Origin of the sequence: Acidovorax soli (assembly GCF_900107605.1) — a bacterium.
In the GTDB taxonomy this organism is placed as follows: Bacteria; Pseudomonadota; Gammaproteobacteria; order Burkholderiales; family Burkholderiaceae_C; genus Acidovorax; species Acidovorax soli.
In genome coordinates, this window is sequence record NZ_FNQJ01000019.1 from 1 (window position 1) to 21,888 (window position 21,888).

At 64.5% G+C, this 21,888-nt stretch carries 22 protein-coding genes and 1 tRNA gene; 9 read left to right on the top strand and 14 right to left on the bottom strand.

Features of this window, described 5'->3' with window-relative positions; translation table 11 throughout:
• Nucleotides 1-208: 208 nt before the first annotated feature.
• From folE to BLW02_RS12605, 5 genes are all read left to right on the top strand, one after another.
• Nucleotides 209-934 carry a GTP cyclohydrolase I gene (gene folE, locus BLW02_RS12585; protein WP_092699110.1) on the top strand — a complete coding sequence of 242 codons (726 nt, stop codon included), beginning with the start codon at nt 209-211 and terminating at the stop codon, nt 932-934.
• A gap of 1 nt (nt 935) precedes the next feature.
• Nucleotides 936-1,358, top strand: a complete 423-nt coding sequence (locus tag BLW02_RS12590; protein WP_005799771.1) for a BLUF domain-containing protein — start codon at nt 936-938, stop codon at nt 1,356-1,358.
• A 221-nt stretch (nt 1,359-1,579) separates the two neighbouring features.
• A complete protein-coding gene (locus tag BLW02_RS12595) occupies nt 1,580-2,419 on the top strand; it encodes a DUF429 domain-containing protein (protein ID WP_244273685.1) in 840 nt (279 codons plus the stop codon).
• A 182-nt stretch (nt 2,420-2,601) separates the two neighbouring features.
• On the top strand, nt 2,602-3,249 hold the full coding sequence (locus BLW02_RS12600; protein ID WP_092699112.1) for a LysE family translocator: 648 nt from the start codon (nt 2,602-2,604) through the stop codon (nt 3,247-3,249).
• A gap of 138 nt (nt 3,250-3,387) precedes the next feature.
• Nucleotides 3,388-4,077 carry a histidine phosphatase family protein gene (locus BLW02_RS12605; protein WP_092699114.1) on the top strand — a complete coding sequence of 230 codons (690 nt, stop codon included), beginning with the start codon at nt 3,388-3,390 and terminating at the stop codon, nt 4,075-4,077.
• On the opposite strand, the gene BLW02_RS12610 is transcribed toward BLW02_RS12605, so the two are convergent.
• The 7 genes from BLW02_RS12610 to BLW02_RS12640 all read right to left on the bottom strand — a co-directional run bounded on the left by BLW02_RS12610 (nt 4,064) and on the right by BLW02_RS12640 (nt 11,515).
• Nucleotides 4,064-4,690 carry a hypothetical protein gene (locus BLW02_RS12610; protein WP_092699116.1) on the bottom strand — a complete coding sequence of 209 codons (627 nt, stop codon included), beginning with the start codon at nt 4,688-4,690 and terminating at the stop codon, nt 4,064-4,066. The genes BLW02_RS12605 and BLW02_RS12610 overlap by 14 nt on opposite strands.
• Nucleotides 4,691-4,697: 7 nt before the next feature.
• The gene (locus BLW02_RS12615; RefSeq protein WP_092699118.1) at nt 4,698-6,107 is read right to left on the bottom strand and encodes an amidase; all 1,410 of its coding nucleotides are present in this window, start codon (nt 6,105-6,107) and stop codon (nt 4,698-4,700) included.
• Between the two features lie 19 nt (nt 6,108-6,126).
• Nucleotides 6,127-7,617 carry an ABC transporter substrate-binding protein gene (locus BLW02_RS12620; protein ID WP_092699120.1) on the bottom strand — a complete coding sequence of 497 codons (1,491 nt, stop codon included), beginning with the start codon at nt 7,615-7,617 and terminating at the stop codon, nt 6,127-6,129.
• A 73-nt stretch (nt 7,618-7,690) separates the two neighbouring features.
• Nucleotides 7,691-8,641: an ATP-binding cassette domain-containing protein gene (locus BLW02_RS12625; protein ID WP_092699122.1), complete on the bottom strand. Its 951-nt coding sequence runs from the start codon at nt 8,639-8,641 to the stop codon at nt 7,691-7,693.
• A complete protein-coding gene (locus BLW02_RS12630) occupies nt 8,638-9,645 on the bottom strand; it encodes an ABC transporter ATP-binding protein (protein ID WP_092699210.1) in 1,008 nt (335 codons plus the stop codon). Before BLW02_RS12630 ends, BLW02_RS12625 begins: the two co-directional genes overlap by 4 nt.
• A 29-nt stretch (nt 9,646-9,674) precedes the next feature.
• Nucleotides 9,675-10,556, bottom strand: coding sequence for an ABC transporter permease (locus tag BLW02_RS12635; protein WP_092699124.1), 882 nt, complete (start codon nt 10,554-10,556; stop codon nt 9,675-9,677).
• Nucleotides 10,553-11,515, bottom strand: coding sequence for an ABC transporter permease (locus BLW02_RS12640; protein WP_092699212.1), 963 nt, complete (start codon nt 11,513-11,515; stop codon nt 10,553-10,555). The genes BLW02_RS12635 and BLW02_RS12640 overlap by 4 nt, the downstream gene beginning before the upstream one ends.
• A 214-nt stretch (nt 11,516-11,729) precedes the next feature.
• Here BLW02_RS12640 and BLW02_RS12645 point away from each other — a divergent pair, with 214 nt between their 5' ends.
• Nucleotides 11,730-11,987, top strand: a complete 258-nt coding sequence (locus tag BLW02_RS12645; protein ID WP_092699126.1) for a YfhL family 4Fe-4S dicluster ferredoxin — start codon at nt 11,730-11,732, stop codon at nt 11,985-11,987.
• A gap of 84 nt (nt 11,988-12,071) precedes the next feature.
• On the opposite strand, the gene pth is transcribed toward BLW02_RS12645, so the two are convergent.
• The 7 genes from pth to BLW02_RS12680 form a co-directional block, all read right to left on the bottom strand.
• Entirely contained in the window at nt 12,072-12,680 is a 609-nt protein-coding gene (gene pth, locus BLW02_RS12650; protein ID WP_092699128.1) for an aminoacyl-tRNA hydrolase, read from the bottom strand.
• 99 nt (nt 12,681-12,779) lie between these two features.
• Nucleotides 12,780-13,418, bottom strand: coding sequence for a 50S ribosomal protein L25/general stress protein Ctc (locus tag BLW02_RS12655; RefSeq protein WP_092699129.1), 639 nt, complete (start codon nt 13,416-13,418; stop codon nt 12,780-12,782).
• A 179-nt stretch (nt 13,419-13,597) separates the two neighbouring features.
• Nucleotides 13,598-14,572, bottom strand: a complete 975-nt coding sequence (locus BLW02_RS12660) for a ribose-phosphate pyrophosphokinase (RefSeq protein ID WP_026437159.1) — start codon at nt 14,570-14,572, stop codon at nt 13,598-13,600.
• Between the two features lie 46 nt (nt 14,573-14,618).
• Nucleotides 14,619-14,695: transfer RNA gene (locus BLW02_RS12665), tRNA-Gln, on the bottom strand.
• A 22-nt stretch (nt 14,696-14,717) separates the two neighbouring features.
• The gene (gene ispE, locus BLW02_RS12670) at nt 14,718-15,581 is read right to left on the bottom strand and encodes a 4-(cytidine 5'-diphospho)-2-C-methyl-D-erythritol kinase (protein WP_092699131.1); all 864 of its coding nucleotides are present in this window, start codon (nt 15,579-15,581) and stop codon (nt 14,718-14,720) included.
• Between the two features lie 9 nt (nt 15,582-15,590).
• Nucleotides 15,591-16,127, bottom strand: coding sequence for a lipoprotein insertase outer membrane protein LolB (locus BLW02_RS12675; protein WP_092699133.1), 537 nt, complete (start codon nt 16,125-16,127; stop codon nt 15,591-15,593).
• On the bottom strand, nt 16,127-17,905 hold the full coding sequence (locus tag BLW02_RS12680; RefSeq protein WP_092699135.1) for a tetratricopeptide repeat protein: 1,779 nt from the start codon (nt 17,903-17,905) through the stop codon (nt 16,127-16,129). Before BLW02_RS12680 ends, BLW02_RS12675 begins: the two co-directional genes overlap by 1 nt.
• 29 nt (nt 17,906-17,934) lie before the next feature.
• Here BLW02_RS12680 and mutM point away from each other — a divergent pair, with 29 nt between their 5' ends.
• From mutM to mutY, 3 genes are all read left to right on the top strand, one after another.
• On the top strand, nt 17,935-18,750 hold the full coding sequence (gene mutM / locus BLW02_RS12685; RefSeq protein WP_092699137.1) for a bifunctional DNA-formamidopyrimidine glycosylase/DNA-(apurinic or apyrimidinic site) lyase: 816 nt from the start codon (nt 17,935-17,937) through the stop codon (nt 18,748-18,750).
• Between the two features lie 105 nt (nt 18,751-18,855).
• Complete coding sequence (locus BLW02_RS12690; RefSeq protein WP_092699214.1) at nt 18,856-20,817, top strand: dynamin family protein; 1,962 nt, start codon at nt 18,856-18,858, stop codon at nt 20,815-20,817.
• Nucleotides 20,814-21,866: an A/G-specific adenine glycosylase gene (gene mutY, locus BLW02_RS12695; RefSeq protein ID WP_092699139.1), complete on the top strand. Its 1,053-nt coding sequence runs from the start codon at nt 20,814-20,816 to the stop codon at nt 21,864-21,866. Before BLW02_RS12690 ends, mutY begins: the two co-directional genes overlap by 4 nt.
• Nucleotides 21,867-21,888: the final 22 nt, after the last annotated feature.

Below are 21,888 nucleotides of genomic sequence, written 5' to 3' on the forward strand. Positions count from 1 at the left end.
AAGATTGGCGTGCAGGCCAAGCGCAAGCGTGCGGGGTGGAATCTGGGCTATCTGGAGCGCGTCTTGGGTATCACTATTTAGATGCGATTGCCCTGGCATACGTATTGGTTTGCTATTGAATAAGTAGCTGTTGACGCTTGTTTTATAAGAGCTAGAGGGATAAAACCCTTGAAGCCGGCAGGCTGGCATTCACTGGTAGGATGCAGCCATGTCCAGTCAACCAGTTGCCGATATGACGCCCATTCCGCCGGATGAAGGCACGCCTGTTTCCGTGAAGATCCGCGAGCGCATCGCCGCGGCGCGCAAGCGCTTCAACGCCAACGACAACATTGCCGAATTCATCGAGCCCGGCGAGCTGGAGCGGCTGCTCGACGAGGTCGAGGTGAAGATGCAGGGCGTGCTCGACAGCCTGGTCATCAACACCCAGGACGACCACAACACCAACAACACCGCGCGCCGCGTGGCCAAGATGTACCTCAACGAGGTGTTCAAGGGCCGCTATGTGCAGGCGCCACCCATTACCGAGTTTCCCAACGCCGAGCACCTCAACGAACTCATGATCGTGGGGCCGCTCACGGTGCGCAGTGCCTGCAGCCACCATTTCTGCCCCGTCATGGGCAAGATCTGGATAGGCATCATGCCCAACGAGCACACCAACGTGATCGGTCTGTCCAAATACGCCCGCATCGTCGACTGGGTCATGGGTCGTCCGCAGATTCAGGAAGAGGCCGTGGTGCAGCTGGCCGATCTCATCATGGAAAAAACCCAGCCCGACGGCCTGGCCATCGTGATGGAGGCCAGCCACTTCTGCATGTCCTGGCGCGGTGTGCGCGACATGGACAGCAAGATGATCAACTCCGTGATGCGCGGCGTGTTCCTCAAGGACAGCGCCCTGCGCCGCGAATTCCTCTCGCTCATTCCAGGAAGGAACTGACATGCTCGTACGCCTGCTCTATGCCAGCCGTGCGGTGGACACTTCGCCTGCCGCCATCGAGGCCATCCTCACCCAGTCGCGCCAGCACAACCCGGGCTGCGGCATCACCGGCATCCTGTGCTATGGCGGCGGGGTCTTCCTGCAGGCCATCGAGGGCGGGCGCTCGGCCGTCAACGAACTCTATGGCCACATCCAGCGCGACCCGCGCCACCAGAACGTGGAGCTGCTGCACTACGAAGAGATCGCCGAGCGGCGCTTTGGCGGCTGGACCATGGGGCAGGTGAACCTGTCCAAGATCAACCACTCCATCCTGCTCAAATATTCCGAAAAACCCGAACTCGACCCGTATGCGGTGTCGGGCAAGGTGTCGTTTGCGCTGCTCGAAGAGCTGATGGCGACGGCGAGCATCATCGGCCGCGCCTGAAAAGCGGGCTTGCTTTGCTACTGCGCCAGCCGATTCCGGGCCTGCTGTGCTCGCCGTACGGGAGTACGGCTGCGCGCATCGACCCAGACTAGGCTGGCTCGCTACGCAAGTCAACCCCGCTTTTAATGGTTGATGGGTGCCAATCCATTCCTTGGCCGCAGCCGCTAACAGCGTGCTGCGGCCTTTTGCATTCCTGCTTCTGCGATCTGTGACCTGTGCCCATGACGACCGACCTGGCCACCCCCATGCTGCTGGGCTGCGATTTTTCCAGCAGCCCCAGCCGGCGCAAGCCCATCGTGCTGGCGCTGGGCCAGCGCGTGGCAACGCGGGTGCAGCTGCGGGGGCTGGAAACTTTCGACACCCTCGATGGCTTTGCGCGCCGGCTGGCCCAGCCGCGTGCCTGGGTGGGTGGTTTTGATCTACCCTTTGGCCTGCCGCGCGCGCTGGTGCAGGCGCTGGGCTGGCCGCTGCAGTGGCATGCGTGCATGCAGCACTACCGCAGGCTCACGCGGGCGCAGATCCGCGACCAGTTCGCTGCGTTCTGTGACGCGCGCCCCGTGGGCGGCAAGTTTGCCCACCGGGCCACCGACGCTCCCGCGGGCTCCAGCCCCTCCATGAAATGGGTCAACCCGCCCGTGGCCTACATGCTGCACGCCGGCGTGCCGTTGCTGCTGGATGCGGGCGTGCACCTGCCCGGCCTGCACCCCGGCGACCCGCAGCGCGTGGCGCTGGAAGCCTATCCCGGCCTGCTGGCCCGCGAAATCCTGGCGCGCCGCAGCTACAAGAGCGATGACCGCGCCAAACAGACGCCCGACCGGCTGATCGCGCGCAAGGACCTGGTGCATGCACTCGAGATGGGCCAGACCCGCCTGGGCCTGCGGCTCAAGCTCAGCCATGCCCAGCGCGATGCGCTGGTGGATGATGCCAGCGGCGACCGCCTGGACGCCGTGCTGTGCCTCTTGCAGGCGGCCTGGGCGCAGCAGCGCCATGCGGCGGGCGATGCGCTCTATGGCTTGCCCCAGGGGCTGGATGGCCTGGAGGGCTGGATTGTCACGGCCTGACCTGCGCCGCCGCCCTGGTATTGCGGGCGCAGCCCGGTGGACAGCCACCGCATCTGCGCGCAGACCTCGCCCGGCAAGGGCTGGACGCGTGACGCATCGGCCGATGCGGTGGCAGCTTGCGGAGGGTTTGTGCCGCGACGTTGGCACAATGGACAACTCCGCATTTGTAGATTCTCCTGGCCATGCCTGCTTTCGAAACCCTGCTCACTTTCTTTGGCGTGTCGGTGCTGCTGGGCCTGACGCCCGGCCCTGACAATCTGTTTGTGCTGCTGCAATCGGCCCAGCGCGGCTGGCGCGCCGGCATGGCGGTGGTGGTGGGCCTGTGCGCCGGCCTCGTGGTGCACACCGCAGCGGTGGCCCTGGGGCTGGCGGCCGTGTTTGCCGCATCGGCCATGGCGTTCACCGTGCTCAAGTACTGCGGCGCGGCCTATCTGGCCTATCTGGCGTGGCAGGCCCTGCGGGCGCCCGCCGCCACGGCCCAGGAGTCCGCCGTCGCCACGGGCCAGGGCAAGCAGGGTGGCCCCAGCCTGGGGCGCATGGTGGGGCGCGGCATGGTCATGAACCTCACCAACCCCAAGGTGCTGGTGTTCTTCCTGGCCTTTTTGCCGCAGTTCGCCGACCCTGCGCGCGGCAGCGTGGCGCTGCAGCTCATGCTGCTGGGGGTGGTGTTCATGCTGGCCACGCTGCTGGTGTTCGGGGCCATCGCCTGCTTTTCCGGGGGCTTCGGGGCACTGCTGCAACGCTCGGCGCGCGCGCAGACCGTGCTCAACCGCGTGGCTGGCCTGGTGTTTCTGGGCCTGGCGGTGCGGCTGGCCACGGCCGAGCGCTGAAGCCTGCAACGGCCCCGCCGCTAAGCGGCAGATCGCACCATCAGCAGACTATCAAATCAATAGCTGCTGGCGCTTGTTGCATAAGCGCTAAAATCAAAAAATGCTTGAATTGTCATGTGCGGGTTTGATAATGGGCGTATGACCGAACTCCTCCTCATCCGCCATGGTGAAACCGACTGGAACCGCGAGTTGCGCTTCCAGGGCCAGGTGGATGTGCCGCTGAACGCCACCGGGCACGCGCAGGCGCACCGCCTGGCGCAGCGCCTGGTGGCGGAGAACCTGGCGGTCGATCATCTGGTGTGCAGCGACCTCATCCGCACCCGGCAGACGGCACAGCCCGCGCTGGCGGCGTTGCTGCCGCAGCTGTCGCTCGACGCCCTGACCGACCCGCGCCTGCGCGAGCAGCATTTTGGCGTGGTGGATGGCCTGCGCGTGGACGACATCAAGGTGCAGCACGCATCGGCCTGGGCGCAGTGGCTGCGCTTCGATGCCGATGGCAGCATGCCCGGCGGCGAGACCGCGCGGCAGTTCCACGCACGGGTGATGGAGGCGCTGCGCGGCCTGGCCCACCAGCATGCGGGGCAGACCGTCATCGTGGTCACGCACGGTGGCGTGCTCGACATGGTGTGGCGCACCGCGCGCGGCCTGGGACTGGGCGGTCCGCGCCAGAGCGATATTCCCAACGCGGGCCTGAACCACGTGCGCCTGCAGGGCGATGCCATAGAGATCGTGCGTTGGGCTGACACGCAGCACCTGGCCGGCATGCCGGCCCAGCCCGTGTACGACCAGACCCGGCTGCAGCGCGCCGAAGGCGTCAGGGCCGCTTGACGCCCTTGTCGCCCCTTACCAGTGCCAGATAGGCGCTGCGGGTCTGCGCCGACACGGAATTCACCAGCTGCTCATACGGCGTCTTGTGCCGCGCCAGCATGCGCGCCGTGGCGATGGTCTTGGACTTGCAGAACCAGTGGCAGGTGTGCTGCATCAGGAACAGCTCGGCCGACATCGTGAAGGCCTTGTCGCGCGGGGCCAGGTGCGCCGCGTTGCGGACCATGTTCTCGATGCCCCGGGCGTGGATCGCCAGGGCCTGGCGCATGTCGAAGGTGGTGGCGGGAAACAGCTGGCTGGCAAATGGAACCGCCATGGCGAAGCGGCTGACGCGGGCGTCGGCCTCGTTCACCTGGGAGAACTCGGCGGCGAATCGGTTGAACTGCTCGCTCAGCTGCGACTCGGTGCTGCCCAGCAGGCTCCAGATCTGGTCGCGCCGCTCGGGCGTGCTCTCGCCCAGCGCGCGCAGATAGCCCTCGGTCAGGGTCTCCATGAGCTTTTCGATCTGGTAATGGCCCAGGTGGCTGGCCAGCAGGGCAATGCGCTTGCGTTGCTGCTGGTGGTTGAGGATGTAGCTGCCGATGGCGATCAGGAGGGCGAGGGTGAGAATGTCCATGGCCTGTTTATATCCCCGGCGGCTGGGGCCAGGCGCGTTGCGGTGGGCGGATCTGCTCGAACGCGTGGGCCAGTTGCAGCACGCCCAGGTCGTCAAAGCGCCGCCCGGCGATCTGCAGGCCAATGGGCAAGGGATGCAGGCCCGTGGTGTAGCCGCAGTTCACCGACGCAGCGGGCTGCTCCGACATGTTGAAGGGCACGGTGAAGCCGATGTGCTCCAGCGGACGCAGCGGGTCGTCGGTGGGCGAGGGCAGCTCGGCCGCAAATGCCGGCATGGGCGCCACGGGCGATATCACGTAGTCGAAGGCGTTGCAGGCACGCACAGTGGCCAGGCGGGTCAGGTGGAACTGCTGGCTGGCGTGGAACACTGCGGTGCCGCTCAGGCCCGCGGCGCTGTCGGCCCAGGCGCGGATGTAGGGCAGCACCTTGCCCTGCTGCGCGGCGGGCAGGGCCTGCAGGTCGATGTACGAGCGCATGCGCCAGAAATGGTCCATGCCGTCGAGCATGGCCTGGGTCATGAAGGGCTGCATGGGCACGATGTGGGCGCCGGCCTGCTCTAGCCAGCGGGCCGCCTGCTCGATGGCGGCGCGCACCTCGGGCTCGACGGCGAGGCCGCAGCCCGCCTCCAGCAGCAGGCCGATGCGCAGACCACGAAGGTGTTCGACACCCTGGTCGAACCGGCCCCAGGCGATGTCCTGCGCGGGCAGGGCCATGCTGTCGCGCGCGTCGCTCTGGCTCAGCACCTGCATCATCAGTGCGGCGTCCGCCACCGTGCGCGTCATGGGGCCGGCGGCGCGGCCGGTGTAGGGCGGGTCGATGGGAATGCGGCCCAGGCTGGGTTTCAGGCTGAAGATGCCGCACCAGCTGGCCGGCAGGCGCAGCGAGCCGCCGATGTCGGTGCCGATGTGCAGCGGGCCATAGCCGGCGGCAGCGGCAGCGCCCGCCCCGGCGCTGGAGCCACCGGGGCCTTTGGAGAGGTCCCAGGGGTTGCGCGCCAGCGGGTGAAAGCTCGACAGTCCCGAAGACAGCATGCCGTAGTCGGGCATGGTGGTCTTGGCCACGACCACGGCGCCGGCTTCGCGCAGGCGCGCGGCGGGCGGGGCGTCGGCGGCCGCGGACAGCAGCGCGGTGGCCGCGGTGCCCAGGGGCATGGGGTCGCCGCGCGTAGCGATGTTTTCCTTGATGGTGGCGGGCACGCCATCGAGCGCACCCAGGGGTGCGCCGCGCAGCCAGCGGGCCTCGGATGCCCTGGCCTGCGCCAGGGCGGCGTCGGGGCGCAGCAGGTAGGTGGCCTGGATGTGGGGCTCCCAGCGCCCGATGTGGGCCAGCACATCGGCGACCACATCGACCGGGGACAGGGTGCGCTGGCGATAGGCCGCGAGCAGGGCGTGGGCGGGCAGGTCGTGCAGGGCGCTCATGGTGCGGGTGGCGCCGGTGTCAGGACCAGGAAAGGGCCGAGAGATCGTTCACGAAGATGGGCATGTCTTTCCACAGCCCCCGGAGGTTCTTGTTCGCCACCGTCACCCATTGCGGCTGGTAGAGGAAACCGTGCACGGCCTCTTCGGCCAGCAGGCGCTGCGCGTCGCCCAGCAGGCGGGCACGGTCGGCCGGGCGGGGGGTGTTCTTGATCTTGTCGAACAGCGTGTTGAACTGCGGCGAGTTGTAGCCCCAGTAGTAGTCGGGCTTGGCAAAGTTGCCCAGGTCGAAGGGCTCGACATGCGAGATGAGCGTGAGGTCGTAGTTCTTGTTGCCGTAGGTGCCGCTGAGCCACTGGGCCCATTCCACGTTCTGGAGCTTGCACACGATGCCGATCTTGGCCAGCTGCGCCGCGATCACCTCGCCGCCCTGGCGGGCGTAGGGCGGCGGAGGCAGGGTGAGCGTAAGCTCCAGCGGGGTCTTGACGCCGGCCTCGGCCAGCAGTTTCCTGGCCTTGTCGATGTCAAAGGGGTTGATGCCCGTGGTGTCCACATAGCCAAACGCGCCCGGCACATAGTGGCTGCCAATGGGCACGCCAAAGCCGTCGCCTGCACCTTCGATGACGGCCTTGCGGTCGATGGCGGCGGCGATGGCGCGGCGCACGCGCACGTCGTTCAGGGGCTTTCGGTTGTTGTTGATGGCCAGGATGGTCTTGGCGCGCGAGCCGCTCACCACCACCTGAAAGCGCGGATTGGCCTTGAACTGGGCCACGCTGCGCGGCGTGACGCGGGCGAACAGGTCCACATCGCCCGCCAGCAGCGCCGCCACCTGGGCGGCGGGGTCGGAGATGAAGCGGAATGTGGCCCGGCGCATCCGGATGCTGCCGGGTGCCCGAAAACCTGGCCACGCGTTCAGCGTGATGGACGCACCCCGGTTCCAGGCGCCCAGCACGTAGGGGCCGGTGCCTACGGGCCGGGTGGCGTTGGTGGCGGCGCTTTGGGGCTCGGCGATGATGGCCGTGGCCTGGCCCAGCACGAACAGGAAGTCGGGGTCGATGTCTTTGTTGATGATGACCACGGTGTGGTCGTCCACCACCTGGGTGGTGAGGTTGGCAAAGGTGCGCTTGTCCTTGTTGGTGCTCTTGTCGCTGCCCGCACGGTCGAACGAAAACTTGACCGCGCTGGCAGTGAACGGCACGCCATTGCTGAACTTCACCCCCCGGCGCAGGCGCAGGGTGTAGGTTCGCAGATCGGGCGACACCTCCCAGCTCTCCGCCAGCAGCGGCGACACGCTGCCGTCGGCGTTGATCTTGGTGAGCGTCTCGAAGATGTTGTAGTGCACGATCTCGGCAATGGCCGAGGCGGCGCCGGCCGTGGGGTCCAGCCCTGGTGGCTCCAGCGTCATGGCCAGCACCACGCTGTCCTTGCTGGTTTTGGCCAGGGCGCCCCAGGGCGCAGCCAGGGGGGCGGCAGCGATGGCGCCAGTGGCCAGGACGGAGCGGCGGTTCAGCATGTTCGGGTTCTCCAGGCGAAACAGGTCGATGGGGCCCGCTTGCAGGGGCGCCCTTGGTCAGAAAGGATTCTTTTTACACCATGGGGCGCAGGGCTTCGCCGGCCCCTTGTGCCATTTCTGCCCGGAGTGCCCGGGCGCGCCCCGGCTCGATGCGCGGCACGGCGCTGACCAGGGCACGGGTGTAGGGGTGCTGCGCATTGAACAGCAGTTCCTCGGGCGTGCCGCGCTCCACGATGCGCCCCTGGTATAGCACCACCACCTCGTCGCACAGGTGGTTCACCACGGCCAGGTCGTGGCTGATGAGCAGGTAGGTGATGCCGAACTGCTGCTGCAAATCCAGCATCAGGTTGAGCACCTGCGCCTGCACCGAGACATCGAGCGCGCTCACGGGCTCGTCGGCCACGATGAGGCGGGGGTGGGTGATGAGCGCACGCGCAATCGCGATGCGCTGGCGCTGGCCGCCCGAGAACTCGTGCGGGTATTTGCCCAGGTCGGTGCTGCGCAGGCCCACCTGCGCCAGCACCTGCGCGGCCTGCTCGCGCTGTTCGGCACGGCTGGTGCGGCCCTGGGCCTGCAGCGGCTCGGTGACGATGCGCTCCACCTTCTGGTGCGGGTCCAGCGAGCCATAGGGGTCCTGGAACACCATCTGGAAGTCGCGCCGCGCATGCCGCAGCTCGGCGGCGGGCAGGCGGTGCAGATCGCGGCCGAGCAGGTGCACCGTGCCGGCGGTGGGGGTGTCGAGCGCCATCACCAGCCGGGCCAGCGTGGACTTGCCCGAGCCTGATTCGCCCACGATGCCCAGGCTGCGGCCCGACTCCACGCGCAAGTCCACGCCCTGCAGGGCCTGCACCTGCTGCGGCGTTTGACACAGGTGCGTGCGCGGCAGCGGGTAGTGGCGCACCAGTTGCGTGACCTGCAGCAGGGGGGGCTGCGAAGTGGCGGGAATTTTTGAGTCAGATGGCTCTGTGGCGTTTATGGAGTGCGCGCCAGAAGCTATCGATTCAGCAGTGTTTGCGGAATTCATGCGCTGGCCTCTTGCGCGGCGGCCACCGCATCCAGCCGGATGCAGCGTGCCAGGTGCCCCGCACCCCCAGCCGCCAGCGGCACGGGCGGCGGTGCGGTGCTGTGGCAGGCGGCCACGGTGAAACCGCAGCGCCCGGCAAAGGGGCAGCCGGCGGGCAGGTGGGCCAGCTCGGGCACGGTGCCCGCGATGGTGGACAGGCGCGGGCGTTCGCCGGCGCGGCGCGGCACCAGCTGCGGGCGCGCCGCCAGCAGGCCGCGCGTGTAGGGGTGGGCCATGGCCGAAAAAACTGCCTCCGTGGGGCCGCTCTCCACCACGCTGCCGCCATACATCACCAGCATGCGGTCCGCGTTCTGCGCAATCACGCCCAGGTCGTGCGAGATCAGGATCAGCGCCATGCCACGCTCGGCCACCAGGTCGCCGACGAGCTGAAGGATCTGCTGCTGCACGGTCACGTCGAGCGCCGTGGTGGGCTCGTCGGCAATCAGCAGATCGGGCCCGCAGGCCAGCGCCATGGCAATGGTGATGCGCTGGCGCTGCCCGCCCGAAAACTGGTGCGGGTAGTCGTCCAGGCGCCGGGCGGCGTCGGCAATGCCCACGCGCTCCAGCAGGGCCAGGGCCTCGCGGCGTGCGGCTGTGCGGCCCAGGCCGCGGTGCAGCCGCAGCGGCTCGGCCACCTGGTCGCCAATGCGGTGCACGGGGTTCAGCGCCGTCATGGGCTCCTGGAAAACCATGCCGATGCGGTTGCCGCGCAGGCGGCACAGCGCGGCGTCGTCCAGCCCTACCAGTTCCTGCCCATCCAGAAGAATGCTGCCGCTGGCCTGTGCGGCTTCGGGCAGCAGGCCCATGAGCGCCAGGGCGGTGAGCGACTTGCCGCAGCCCGATTCGCCCACCAGGCCCAGGGTTTCGCCGCGACGCAGCGTGAAGTCGATGCCGCGCACTGCATCGGCGGTGCCCCGGTGGGTGTGCAGGCGAATGCACAGCTGGGTGACCTGCAGCAAGGGCATGGGTGCGGTGGGTGGGTGGTCGGTCGGCATCAGCGTTGGCGGGTCAGGCGGGGGTCGAGCAGGTCGCGCAGGCCGTCGCCCAGCAGGTTCAGGCCCAGCACGGCCAGGGCAATGGCCACGCCGGGCCACACGGCCAGCAGCGGCGCCTGGAACATCAGGGTCTGGGCGTCGCTGAGCATGCGGCCCCAGGACGGCTGCGGCGGCTGCGTGCCCAGGCCCAGGTACGACAGCGCCGCCTCGGCCAGGATGGCAATGGCGAACTGCACCGTGGCCTGCACGATCAGCACCGAGGCGATGTTGGGCAGCACATGCTCGAGCGTGATGCGCACACTGCCCTTGCCGCAGGCCCGTGCCGCCAGGATGAAATCGCGCGACCCCACGGCGTTGGCCGAAGCCCGCGTCACCCGCGCAAAGGTGGGAATGTTGAAGATGCCGATGGCGATGATCGAGTTGATGGTGCCCGCGCCAAACACCGCCGTCATCATGATGGCCGACAGGATGGCCGGAAAGGCGAAGGTGAAGTCGGCCAGGCGCATGATGGCTTCTTCCACCCAGCCACGCCGCGCGGCGGCAAGCAGCCCGAGTGCCACGCCCAGGCCCATGCCAATGCCCACCGCGATCACGCCCACCAGGAGCGAGTTGCGCGCGCCCACCAGCAGCAGCGAGGCCACGTCGCGGCCAAAGGCATCGGTGCCCAGCCAGTGCTGGCTGCTGGGCCGCTGCAGCTTGGCCGGCAGGTCCATGTCGTAGGGCGACCAGGGCGTCCAGACCAGCGACAGGGCCGCGGCGGCCAGCAGCAGCAACACCAGCACCGCACCGGCAACAAAGCTGCGGTGGCGCAGGGCGCGACGCAGCCAGCCCGCAGTCAGGGCCGGGGCGGGCGGGGTGCTGGTGGCGGCGGACTGATTCATATGTCGCTGGCCTTTACCCGGGGGTCAATCACTGCGTACAGCAGGTCCACCACAAAGTTCACCACCACCACCATGGCCGCCAGCAGCATCACGCAGTTGCGCACCACGATCAGGTCGCGGTTGGCGATCGACTGGAAGATCAGCCGGCCCAGGCCTGGCAGATAAAACACGTTCTCCACCACGATGGTGCCGGCCAGCAGGTTGGCGAACTGCAGGCCCATCACGGTGATGACCGGGATCATGGCGTTGCGCAGCACATGGCCCCACAGCGCCGCCCGCCGCGAAAGGCCCTTGGCGCGCGCGGTGCGCACGAAATCCTCGCGCAGCACATCCAGCACGGCCGAGCGCGTGATGCGCGCCAGAATGGCCGCCTGCACCACGGCCAGGGCGATGGCCGGCAGCAGCAGCGCCTTCAGGGCTGCCAGCGGGCTGCCACCGCTGTCTTCGGTCCAACCCGGGAACCCGCCGGCGGCAAACCACTGCAGCTTCACCGAGAACAGCAAAATCAGCAGGATGGCGAACCAGAAGTTGGGGATGGCAATGCCCAGCTGGGCCAGGCCCATCGTGCCCACATCGCCCCAGCGGTTGTGGCGCGCGGCGGCGTAAAGGCCGGCCGCGAGCGCCAGCACCGTGCTGAGCACCATGGCCATCAGCGCCAGCGGTACCGTCAGCGCCAGGCGCTCCAGCACCAGTTCCAGCACCGGGCTGCCATAGGTGTAGCTGTCGCCCATCTCGCCCACCAGCAGGCCGCTCATCCATTGCCAGTAGCGCTGCGCAGCGGGCTGGTCCAGCCCCAGCTGGGTGGCAAGGGCGGCCACCGCGTCGGGCGAGGCATCGGGCCCCATGAGCACCTGGGCGGCATTGCCCGGCAGGATGTCCAGCACCAGGAACACGACCACCGATGCACCGAGCAGCGTGGCCAGAAGGGTCAGGAATCGCTTGAAAAGAAAGAAACCCATGGGTTGGTGCGGGTGGTGCTTGTCCGTGTGCTTCAGCCGGTTGGAGAAGGCGGCCTGCGCAGCATACCGGCAAAGCACCCATGATCGCAGTGGTGTGTTGTGCCGCAGGTCCAGGCGGTGCAGGGCAGGGGCGCGGGATAATCCAAGGCATGACCGTCTTCTTGAACTCTCCGTATCCGCATCCGGCCTGCCCGCTTTCCGCAGGGAGGTCCGCATGGCGCTGAGGATCACCGACGAGTGCATCAACTGCGATGTGTGCGAGCCCGAGTGCCCGAATCAGGCCATCTCTGTGGGCGAGGAAATCTACGAGATCGACCCCGACAAGTGCACGGAATGCGTGGGCCACTTCGACGAGCCCCAGTGCGTGCAGCTGTGCCCGGTGGCGTGCATCCCGGTGGACCCCCGGCATGTGGAGAGCCGGGAAACACTGTGGCAGAAGTTCCAGAGGCTGCAGGCGGCCACCAAGGTTTGAGGGTTTAGTGCCTCTGGCACTTGTCCATTCAGTGCCAGGCGCTATAAAAATAGTAGTTCCCGAGGGTGCAGCCGCTGCGGAATGTCACTGGCCTTCGGGGCGCGGCGGCTTGGGACGCGGGGGTTTGGTGGTATGGACCAGCAGCGTGGCTTTTTCCATGTCGCCCGCCAGCATGGCGGCATGGGCCTTGAGCGAATGCTGGATGCTGTCCTCGATCAGGGTGCGCTGGTCGGGCGAGGGTTTTTTCAGCACCCAGTTGGCCACTTCGGCCTTGACGCCTGGATGGCCGATGCCGATGCGCAGGCGCCAGTAATCGGGTGAACCGAGTTGGGCATGGATGTCCCGCAGTCCGTTGTGCCCGGCATGGCTGCCACCGCGCTTGAGCTTCACCTGGCCGGGCGCAATGTCCAGTTCATCGTGCGCCACCAGGATTTCCTCGGGCTGGATCTTGAAGAACCGCGCCAGCGAGGCCACCGATTTCCCTGACAGGTTCATGAAGGTCTGGGGCTGCAACAGCCAGACACTCTGGCCATGCACGCTGGTGCGGGCCACCAGGCCGTGGTAGCTGCGCTCGGGCACCAGCGTGGCCTTGAGTTCGCGCGCCAGTGCATCTATCCACCAGAACCCCGCGTTGTGGCGGGTGGCCTCGTAGTCGGGCCCCGGGTTGCCCAGGCCCACAAACAGTTTGATCATGTGCGCAATTATCGGTAGCTACCAATGAAAACGGCCCACACAGGTGGGCCGTTGGATGCGGCGCTGCCGAGGCAGGCCGCAGAGACCGGTGCGCCGGTCTTATTTCTTGCCCTTGCCCTTGCCCTTGGCATCGGCGGCAGGTGCTGCGTCGGCAGCAGGTGCAGCCACTTCCACCACGGGGTTGGCCACGGAAACCAGCACGGGGTTGTTGTTCTGGCCGCCACGGATCACGGCGTTCACGCCCTTGGGCAGCTTGATGTCCTTGAGGTGCAGGGAAACACCCTTCTTCAGCGTGCTCAGGTCCACGGCAATGAACTCTGGCAGGTCCGAAGGCATGCAGGTCACGTCGAGTTCGTTCACGATGGGGTTCACCAGGCACTTGTCCACCTTGACTGCGTCGGATTCTTCGGCGCCGCTGTAGTGCAGTGGCACCTTCATGTGCAGCTTGGTCTTTTCGTCCACGCGCTGGAAGTCGATGTGCAGCACCAGTTGCTTGTAGGGGTGGTATTGCACGTCACGCAGCAGCACCTTGGAGGTGGTGCCGGCCAGTTCCATGTCCAGCACGCTGGAGTGGAAGGCTTCCTTCTTGAGGGCGTGCCACAGTGCGTTGTGGTCGATCTCGATGAGTTGAGGTTCGGCGGAACCGCCATACACGATGCCAGGCGTCTTGCCCGAATTGCGCAGACGGCGGCTCGCACCCGTACCCTGCTTGGCGCGCTCAAAAGCGACGAAGTTCATAGTTAGCTCCTGAAAAGGGACGACCGCGACCAGTCATTCCCTGTTGAAAAAAGGCTTGTTGCGCCCGGATGGCGGCAAGCCCACAACAATGCCCCCGAACAGGCAAGCCTCCCGAGGGAGGCTTGCAAGCATCTGAACCGGCGACAACCACCATGCCTCGCGAGAGGCGGGGCCGACGCTCAGAAAAGATTCTCTTGGTCCGAGAACAAACTCATCACCGACTCACCCTTGGCGATGCGCTGGATCGTCTCGGCGATCAGCGGAGCCACGGAGAGCTGGCGGATTTTGGTGCATCCCTTGGCGTTATCGTTCAAAGGGATGGTATTGGTCACCACCACTTCGTCGAGGGCAGAGCCCTGGGCGATGCGTTCAATGGCGGGGCCCGAGAAAATGGGATGGGTGCAGTAGGCATACACCTTCTTGGCACCACGCTCCTTGAGTACCTCGGCGGCCTTCACCAAGGTGCCGGCGGTGTCGATCATGTCATCCATGATCACGCAGTTGCGGCCTTCGATCTCGCCGATCACATGCATCACTTCGGACACGTTGGCCTTGGGGCGACGCTTGTCGATGATGGCCAGGTCGCAGCCGAGCTGCTTGGCAAGGGCCCGGGCGCGCACCACTCCGCCCACATCGGGCGAAACGACGATCAGGTCTTCGTAGTTCTTCTGGCGCAGATCGCCCAGCAGAACGGGCGACGCGTAGATGTTGTCGACGGGAATGTCGAAGAAGCCCTGGATCTGGTCGGCATGCAGGTCCATGGTCAGCACACGGGCCACGCCTACGGCCTGCAGCATGTTGGCGACCACCTTGGCAGAGATCGGAACCCGGCTGGAGCGGGGACGGCGATCCTGGCGGGCATAGCCGAAGTAGGGGATCACGGCGCTGATGCGCTCTGCGGAGGCGCGTTTGAGCGCATCCACCATGATCAGCAGCTCCATGAGGTTTTCGTTGGTGGGTGCGCAGGTGGACTGCACCACGAAAACGTCGCGGGCCCGCACGTTCTGTTTGATTTCGACGGTGACTTCGCCGTCGGAGAAGCGACCCACATCCGCAGCACCCAGAGTGGTGCCAAGGTGTTGGGCAATTTCAGCTGCCATGCCAGGATTGGCATTGCCGGTGAAAACCATGAAGTCGGGTTGGTTGGCTTGCATAGCGTCCCAGCAGTCTGAAAAAAGAGCCCGTACGCGAAAAGAAATTTGGCAGGGGAGAAAGGATTCGAACCTTTGCATGCCGGAATCAAAATCCGGTGCCTTAACCAGCTTGGCGACTCCCCTACACAGGTCCACTGCAAAGCAGTCAACCTTCATTCTTGCCTGAAGCCCATCCTGCCAGAGGATGAACCATCAGATTTTCACATGTCCTGACCTGCCAGCCACTGGGGGCGTTTTGCAGATCAACAGCATGCGATATTTGTGCAAACACTGCACTGCCTGAACCGGTCATTCGCCCTTGCAAACCGCGTGATTCGAGCCACTGGAGGGCTTGGGTCACTTCGGGGCACAAGGCCTGGGCAACTGGTTGCAAGTCATTACAACCGAAATTGTAGTGTGCTGCAGCAAAGCCTAAGATTGTAGCACTATCTGAATCACGTTTCAGATCGGGAGCAGAAAAAATTGATTTCGTTTCCAGACCCGCCTCGGGCTTCACTACTGCAAAGCTCGCTTGCGGTAGTTGACTTGCCTTCTCAAGCGGCGTGATTATCTCACCAATTCCCTCTACCCAGGCGTTGCGGCCGCGCAAAAAAAATGGCACGTCGGCGCCCAGTTTCAATCCGATCGCTTCCAGCGCGGTGAGGGGCAGGTTGAGTTTCCAGAGGCGGTTGAGGGCCAGCAGCGTGGAGGCCGCGTCTGACGAGCCGCCACCCATGCCCGCCTGCGCAGGGACTCTTTTCTGCACACCGATGTGAATACCCAGGGGGCAGGTGGTGGCTGTTTGCAGGGCCTGTGCTGCGCGTACGGTCAGGTCGATGTCGGGAAGCGGAGGGCCAAGGTCCTCGCGGGTGATGCGGCCATCATTGCGCAACTCGAAATGCAGGGTATCGCACCAGTCGATCAACATGAAGACGGACTGCATCAGGTGGTAGCCGTCAGTTCGTCGGCCCGTGATATGCAGGAAGAGGTTGAGCTTGGCCGGAGCCGGCACGTCGTACAGGGCGAGCATGAAGTGGTATCAGCGGGTCAGGATGATTCGCAATGTGGCCTGTGGCGTCGGCGTGTGGCGTTGCGCCACCAACCGCCCGGCGGAGATGGCCGACAGATCGACCTGCCAGCCAACGGCATCCACATGGGTGCCTTCGAGCCAGTTGAACAGTGCCGCGACCGGAATATCCGTGCCCAGCACATCCCGCAGCAGGGCATCCAATGATTCGGACTCCCGGGTGTTTTGGCCCGTGGTGATCTCTGCGTGGCTGGCATTCCACTGGATCCGTGCGAGGGTGTTGCCAAGAGGGTTGAACAAGACGAATTGGCCTTGCTGCGCCGATCCGGAGAGCTCAAAAGATGCAGAAAAAGACTGCGACGCCGTTTCTTCCACTTGCAATGCCAGGCGTCCTGTCCACGGGGCGCGATAGGGGCTTTCTGGTGTGGCCGGCGGATGGGCGCAGCCGGCCAGCAGCAGAACAAAAACCGCGAGCAAGGAAGCAAACCAGTGGGGCAGCCTTTGGGTTGCGCCTTGCGGCTGCAGACCCTGTGGCGTGGCATGCGGCATCAGGGCATGGCTCCCAGTCGTTTCAGGGTGTCTTTGAGTGTTTCGTTGTCTGGGTTCAGGCGCAAGCCTTCGCGCCAGACACTGGAGGCCTGTGCCCGGTTTCCGGTGCTCCAGAGGACTTCACCAAGGTGCGCTGCAATTTCAGCATCGGGCCGGGCCTTGAAGGCGATCGATAACAGGCGCAAGGCCTCGGCGCTGTTGCCGAGGCGAAATTCGACCCAGCCCAGGCTGTCTGTGATGAAGGGATCGCCAGGCGCGTATTCCAGTGCCTTGGAGATCAGGCCTTTGGCTTCTTCCAGGCGCAAGCCCCGTTCTGCGAGGGAGTATCCCAAGGCGTTGTAGGCGTGGTGGTAATCGGGCTTCCGTTCAATCAGCTGTCGCAGCAACTGCTCCATCATGGCCGGATCGCCTGATTTTTCGGCCAGCATGGCCTGGTCGTAAACCAGTTCATTGTCTTCCGGGTCCTGGGCTACCAGTTCCACCTGGACGGCCAAAGCCTCCTTGTACAAGCGCATTTCCTGTAGCAGCTGCACCTCTGCCTGCAGTTTCATGCGGGCATGGCTGGGGGTATTTCCTGGCAGACCGCGCAGCAGGGCGCGTGCCTGAGGAAGTTTGCCCTGTTGTGCAAGCAGGGATGCGCGGCGGCGTTGTGCGCTGAGCATCTCTTCCGAGTTTTCGATGCGCCCGAGCCAGGATTCGGCCGCGGCGTAGTCTTTGTTCTTCTCGGCAATTTGTGCCGAGAGAAGGTAGGCCTGGGTCAGCCCACGCCGCTGCAGATCCGGGTCTGAAGTGGCGGCATTTGTCAGCTCCATGTAGCGTTGCAGTGATTTTTCCGCATTGCGTAGCCGGTTGTCCTGAAATTGCAGCGTGGCAAGGGCAAGCCATGCTTCCCGCAGATCCGGTTTGTCGCGCGTCACTGTCTCCAGTTGTTGGCGTGCGGCTGGGTAGCGTTGCTGGCCCAGCAGGACGCGGGCATATGCCGTGCGCAGGTCCGGGTCGGGGTGTTTGGCAAGGTGGGTGGTGACCAGCAACTCTGCTTCTGTCACTCCCTCTTCCATCAGCTCCAGGACCAGCGGCATGGCAACCGTGTTGGCTCCGTCGAGCGTCAGTGCCTGGCGAGCCGCATCCAGGGCGCTCGCCTTGTTGCCGGCCGCCAGGCGCATGCGGCCCAGTGCGGTCCACGCTGCAGGACCTGTGGCGGGGTGCAGAAGTTCATCGGTGAGCGCCCGCTCCACTACATTTGCCGCCAGTGACTTGTCGCTGGCGCGGCCATACATCTGGGGCAGGGCGGACAGGGCCTCGGCTTTGGAGGCGGCGGGCATTTGCGCCAACTCCTGTCGCAGCAGTTCCGGGGTCTCGCCGATGCGGTTGAGTGCAATGAGAATCTGCAACGTGTAGCGGTTGGCTTCTCGCGATTGGGGCTGCGCCTCTTTCCATGCCCGTGCCGCTGCCAAGGCGTAGTCGCCAGACCGGGCTTGCAGGGCAATATCGGCGGCACGCCGATACAAGGCGCTGTCTCCGCTGCGCCGCGCCGCTTCCAGCATCAGCGAGTAACCCGCTCCGGGATCTCCGGACTGGGTGGTCAGCTCGCCCAGAAAAATTTCATAGAAAAGCTCGGCATCGAGCTGTGCGCTGGGAATGTGCGGGGGGGCAACATCAGCGCTGCTCGGTTGTCCCCCGGACTGCGTCCATCCCGTGGTGGCTGTTGCCAGCAGAGCGGCGGTGAGGAGGGCTGTTCGAAAGCGATGAGAGGGCACCATCGGGTCATAATAATCCATGCTCTTCAACCTGTTTGCAAGGCGGCGGCATGCCTGAGTTACCCGAGGTGGAAGTCACCCGCCGCAGTTTTGCGCAGGCCATTGCCGGGGCTCGGATCGAGTCGGTTCGGGTGGGCAAGCCATTGCGGTGGCCGTTGGGGTGTGCGCCGCAATCGCTGGTGGGGCGCAAGGTGCTTTCGATACGCCGAAGGGGCAAATATTTGCTGGTGGATCTGGATTCCGGCCTGCTGCTGCTGCATCTGGGCATGTCTGGAAGCCTGCGCTTCAGCCCTGATCTGCCCCCGCCGGGCGCGCACGATCATTTCGACGTGATGACCTCCCAGGGGACGCTGCGCTTGCATGATCCCAGGCGTTTTGGTGCCGTGGTGTATGCGGCAGACGAGCAGGCTGCAGTTGCACAGAAATTGTTGGGCGGACTGGGGATGGAGCCGCTGTCTGACGTCTTTACCTACCCCGCCTTCGAGGCAGGGCTCAAGGCGAGTCGTGCGCCCATCAAGCAGGTGTTGCTGGCGGGGCGTCTGGTCGTGGGTGTGGGCAATATCTATGCGTCCGAGGTGTTGTACCTGGCGGGCATTCGTCCCACCGTGGCCGCGCAGCGCATAGGTCCGCAGAGGGCGCGCAGGCTTTTTGACGCCATCCGGACGGTGTTGGCGCGTGCGGTGGAACTTGGCGGCAGTACGCTGAAGGACTTTTCCAGCGCCGACGGGATGGCCGGGCATTTCCAGCACGAAGCGAATGTGTATGGGCGGGATGGCGCTCCCTGCCACCACTGTGGCAGCGCCATCCAGCTGCTTCGCCAGGGGCAGCGCAGCAGCTATTTTTGTCCTCGATGCCAACGCGCGTAACGGGGCGGTGCTGACAGTCGGCACATAGAGCGCATCCAAGACACCGTCAATGCTATATTTTGCGAATATCTACGCATAGACCGTGCATTGCACTCCGGGAGCAAAGTGGGACCATCATTCAACGAGCAGTTCGACGAGCACGGCCTCTGGCGGCGTGAGTTTGCGCACCAGATTCGCCGTCTGTCCGAGTGGATGTCTGATCACGAGCTCATGGATGCTGCGGTTCAGGAGCGGCTGAATCGCCTGGAAGCACAGGTGCGCAGCGATAAGGTGACGGTGGCTTTTGTTGCGGAGTTCTCGCGTGGCAAATCAGAGCTGATCAACGCCATCTTCTTTGCCGGCTATGGCCGTCGCATCATGCCTGCCAGCGCCGGCCGCACGACGATGTGCCCCACGGAATTAGGCTATGACGCTTCGGTGGCACCCTGCCTTCGGCTGCTGCCAATCGATACCCGGTTGCAGCTGCAGGGCCTTGCCGAATGGCGGTTGAAACCCGATCGCTGGGTGGAAATTCCGCTGGATGTCAACAATGCCGACCAGATCGCCAAAGCGCTGGAGAAGGTGGCCGAGGTTCGAAAAGTTACGCTGGATAACGCACGGGCGCTTGGGTTCTGGCACGACGAGCTGGCAGATGACAACCCGGTGCCTGATGCGGATGGCTTGGTGGAAGTGCCGATGTGGCGCCATGCCATCATCAATATCCCCCATCCCTTGCTGAAGCAAGGTTTGGTGATTCTGGACACCCCGGGATTGAATGCGGTGGGCGCCGAGCCCGAGTTGACCGTCAATCTCATTCCGCAGGCCCATGCGGTGGTATTCATCTTGAGTGCAGACACGGGAGTTACCCGTTCGGACCTGGCGATCTGGCGAGAGCACCTGGCGACGTCTGCTGAAAGCCTGGAAGCACGGCTGGTGGTTCTCAACAAGATTGACACCTTGTGGGACACCCTCAATTCGCCGCACGAAATCGTTGCGCAGATGAATCGGCAATGCGCGATCTCTGCGGAAATGCTGGGTGTGCCGCTGGCGCAGGTGGTGCCTGTTTCTGCACAAAAGGGACTGCTGGCAAAGATCACCTGTGACGATCTTCTTCTCGAATCCAGCGGCCTGCCTTCATTGGAAGGGGCGCTTGCCAGGGGGATCATGGGCCGTCGCCAAGCCATCCTGCGTGCTGCCGTGGCAACGGGGGTGGCGGGTTTGCGTGCTGAAACTGCGCGTGTCATCAACATTCGTCGCAGGGATTTGGATGATCAGATGGCCGAACTGCGAAGTCTCAGGGGCAAAAATGCCTCGGTGATCGCATCGATGCGCCACCGTGTTGAGCAGGAACAGCGCGAGTTTGATATGAGCGCTGCCAAGATTCAGGCGGTTCGTGTGGTGCATCTCAAGCTGTTGCGGGAGGTTTTTCATCAGTTGGGGGCGAAGTCCCTCAAGCTGGAGTTGACCGAGTTGGCGCAAATGCTCCAGCAAAAAGGGCTGAAGCTCGGTGTGCGCAAGATCTACATCCAGACCTTTGAAAAACTCAGGGGAACGATGGATAAAGCGCAAGCATCCAGTATTGAAATACAGGCGATGCTAGGGGGCACGTTTCGCCAGTTGAATGCGGAATTCGGGTTTTCTTTGCAGGTGCCCCCCCCTCCGAAACTCGAACACTTTGTCCAGGAACTCTCGCAGATTGAGCAGAGCCATCTGCAATACCTTGGGGTCGGCAATGTCCTGAAGCTGGCGCAGCCTGAATTCGCCGAGCGCCTGGTTCGTGCCTTGGCCATGCGTTTGCGCACGGTGTACGAGTCGGCGGCCAATGATCTGGAGTTGTGGAGCAAGTCTGCTACGGCTCAACTGGACGCCCAGTTGCGTGAGCGCCGTCGGAGTTTTACCAGACGCATAGAGGCGGTTGACCGGATTCAGCATGCCGCGACTGGCTTGGTGGAGCGAATTTCAGAGATCGAGGCGGGTGAAGAGGAACTCATTCAGCTGGAACGACGCTTGACCGAATTGACAGCCCAGTTGATAGCGTTGCCCGTCCTGGCAGAGGCCGCAGAACGCCCCGGGCTTATGCCTGCATGATTCTTTCGGAAACAGATGTCGCCACGCGGGTGGTTCGTTGGCAGGCAATCCATGGACGCAACCACCTGCCTTGGCAGCAGACACGCGATCCCTATCGGGTCTGGCTGTCTGAAATCATGCTGCAACAAACCCAGGTCAGCACGGTGCTGGGCTATTACGCACGGTTTCTGGAGCGGTTTCCCGATGTGAGCGCATTGGCCAGCGCGTCGCTGGATGAGGTCATGGCTCTGTGGAGTGGCCTCGGGTACTACAGCCGGGCACGCAATCTCCACCGCTGTGCGCAGACCGTTGTCAGCGAGCACGGTGGGGTTTTTCCCCGCAGTGCGCAGGTGCTGGCTACGCTGCCCGGAATTGGGCGCTCAACGGCCGGCGCGATTGCGGCTTTCTGTTTTGCGGAGCGCACGCCCATCCTGGACGCCAACGTGCGAAGGGTGCTGACACGCGTGCTGGGTTTTGATGAGGATCTGGCAGTCGCCCGGAATGAGCGGACATTGTGGGCACATGCGCAGGCCTTGTTGCCATCGGCGGACATCGATGCGGCGATGCCGCGCTATACCCAGGGTTTGATGGATTTGGGGGCCAGCTTGTGCATGCCTCGCAATCCCGCTTGTCCGCAATGCCCTTTGCAGACTTTGTGCGTTGCACATCGCGCCGGGGAGCCCGAACGGTATCCCGTGAGAACACGCAAGCTCAAGCGCCGCTCAGAATCGTGGTGGCTCATGGTTCTGGAGGATCCTGCGGGGAAATTTTGGTTGTCTCGTCGCCCGTCGGCAGGCATATGGGCTGGCCTGTATTGCGTGCCAATCTTTCCTCTTCGGTCGGATGTGTCGGCATTTTTCGATGCAGCAGGGCGCCCCTCGGCAAAAACCATGGAGGAGAGGCCCCCCTTCCTTCATGTGCTGACCCATCGTGATCTGTACTTGCATCCTGTGATCGTGCGGCAATATGGGGAGACAACGCCAGACGATGGCGGAGGCTGGTTTACTGCGGAACAGATCGCTGGCATGGGCCTTCCTGCCCCCGTTCGCAAGCTACTGGCCGGGCTGTAATTTCGGCAGGATGTCGCTGTGA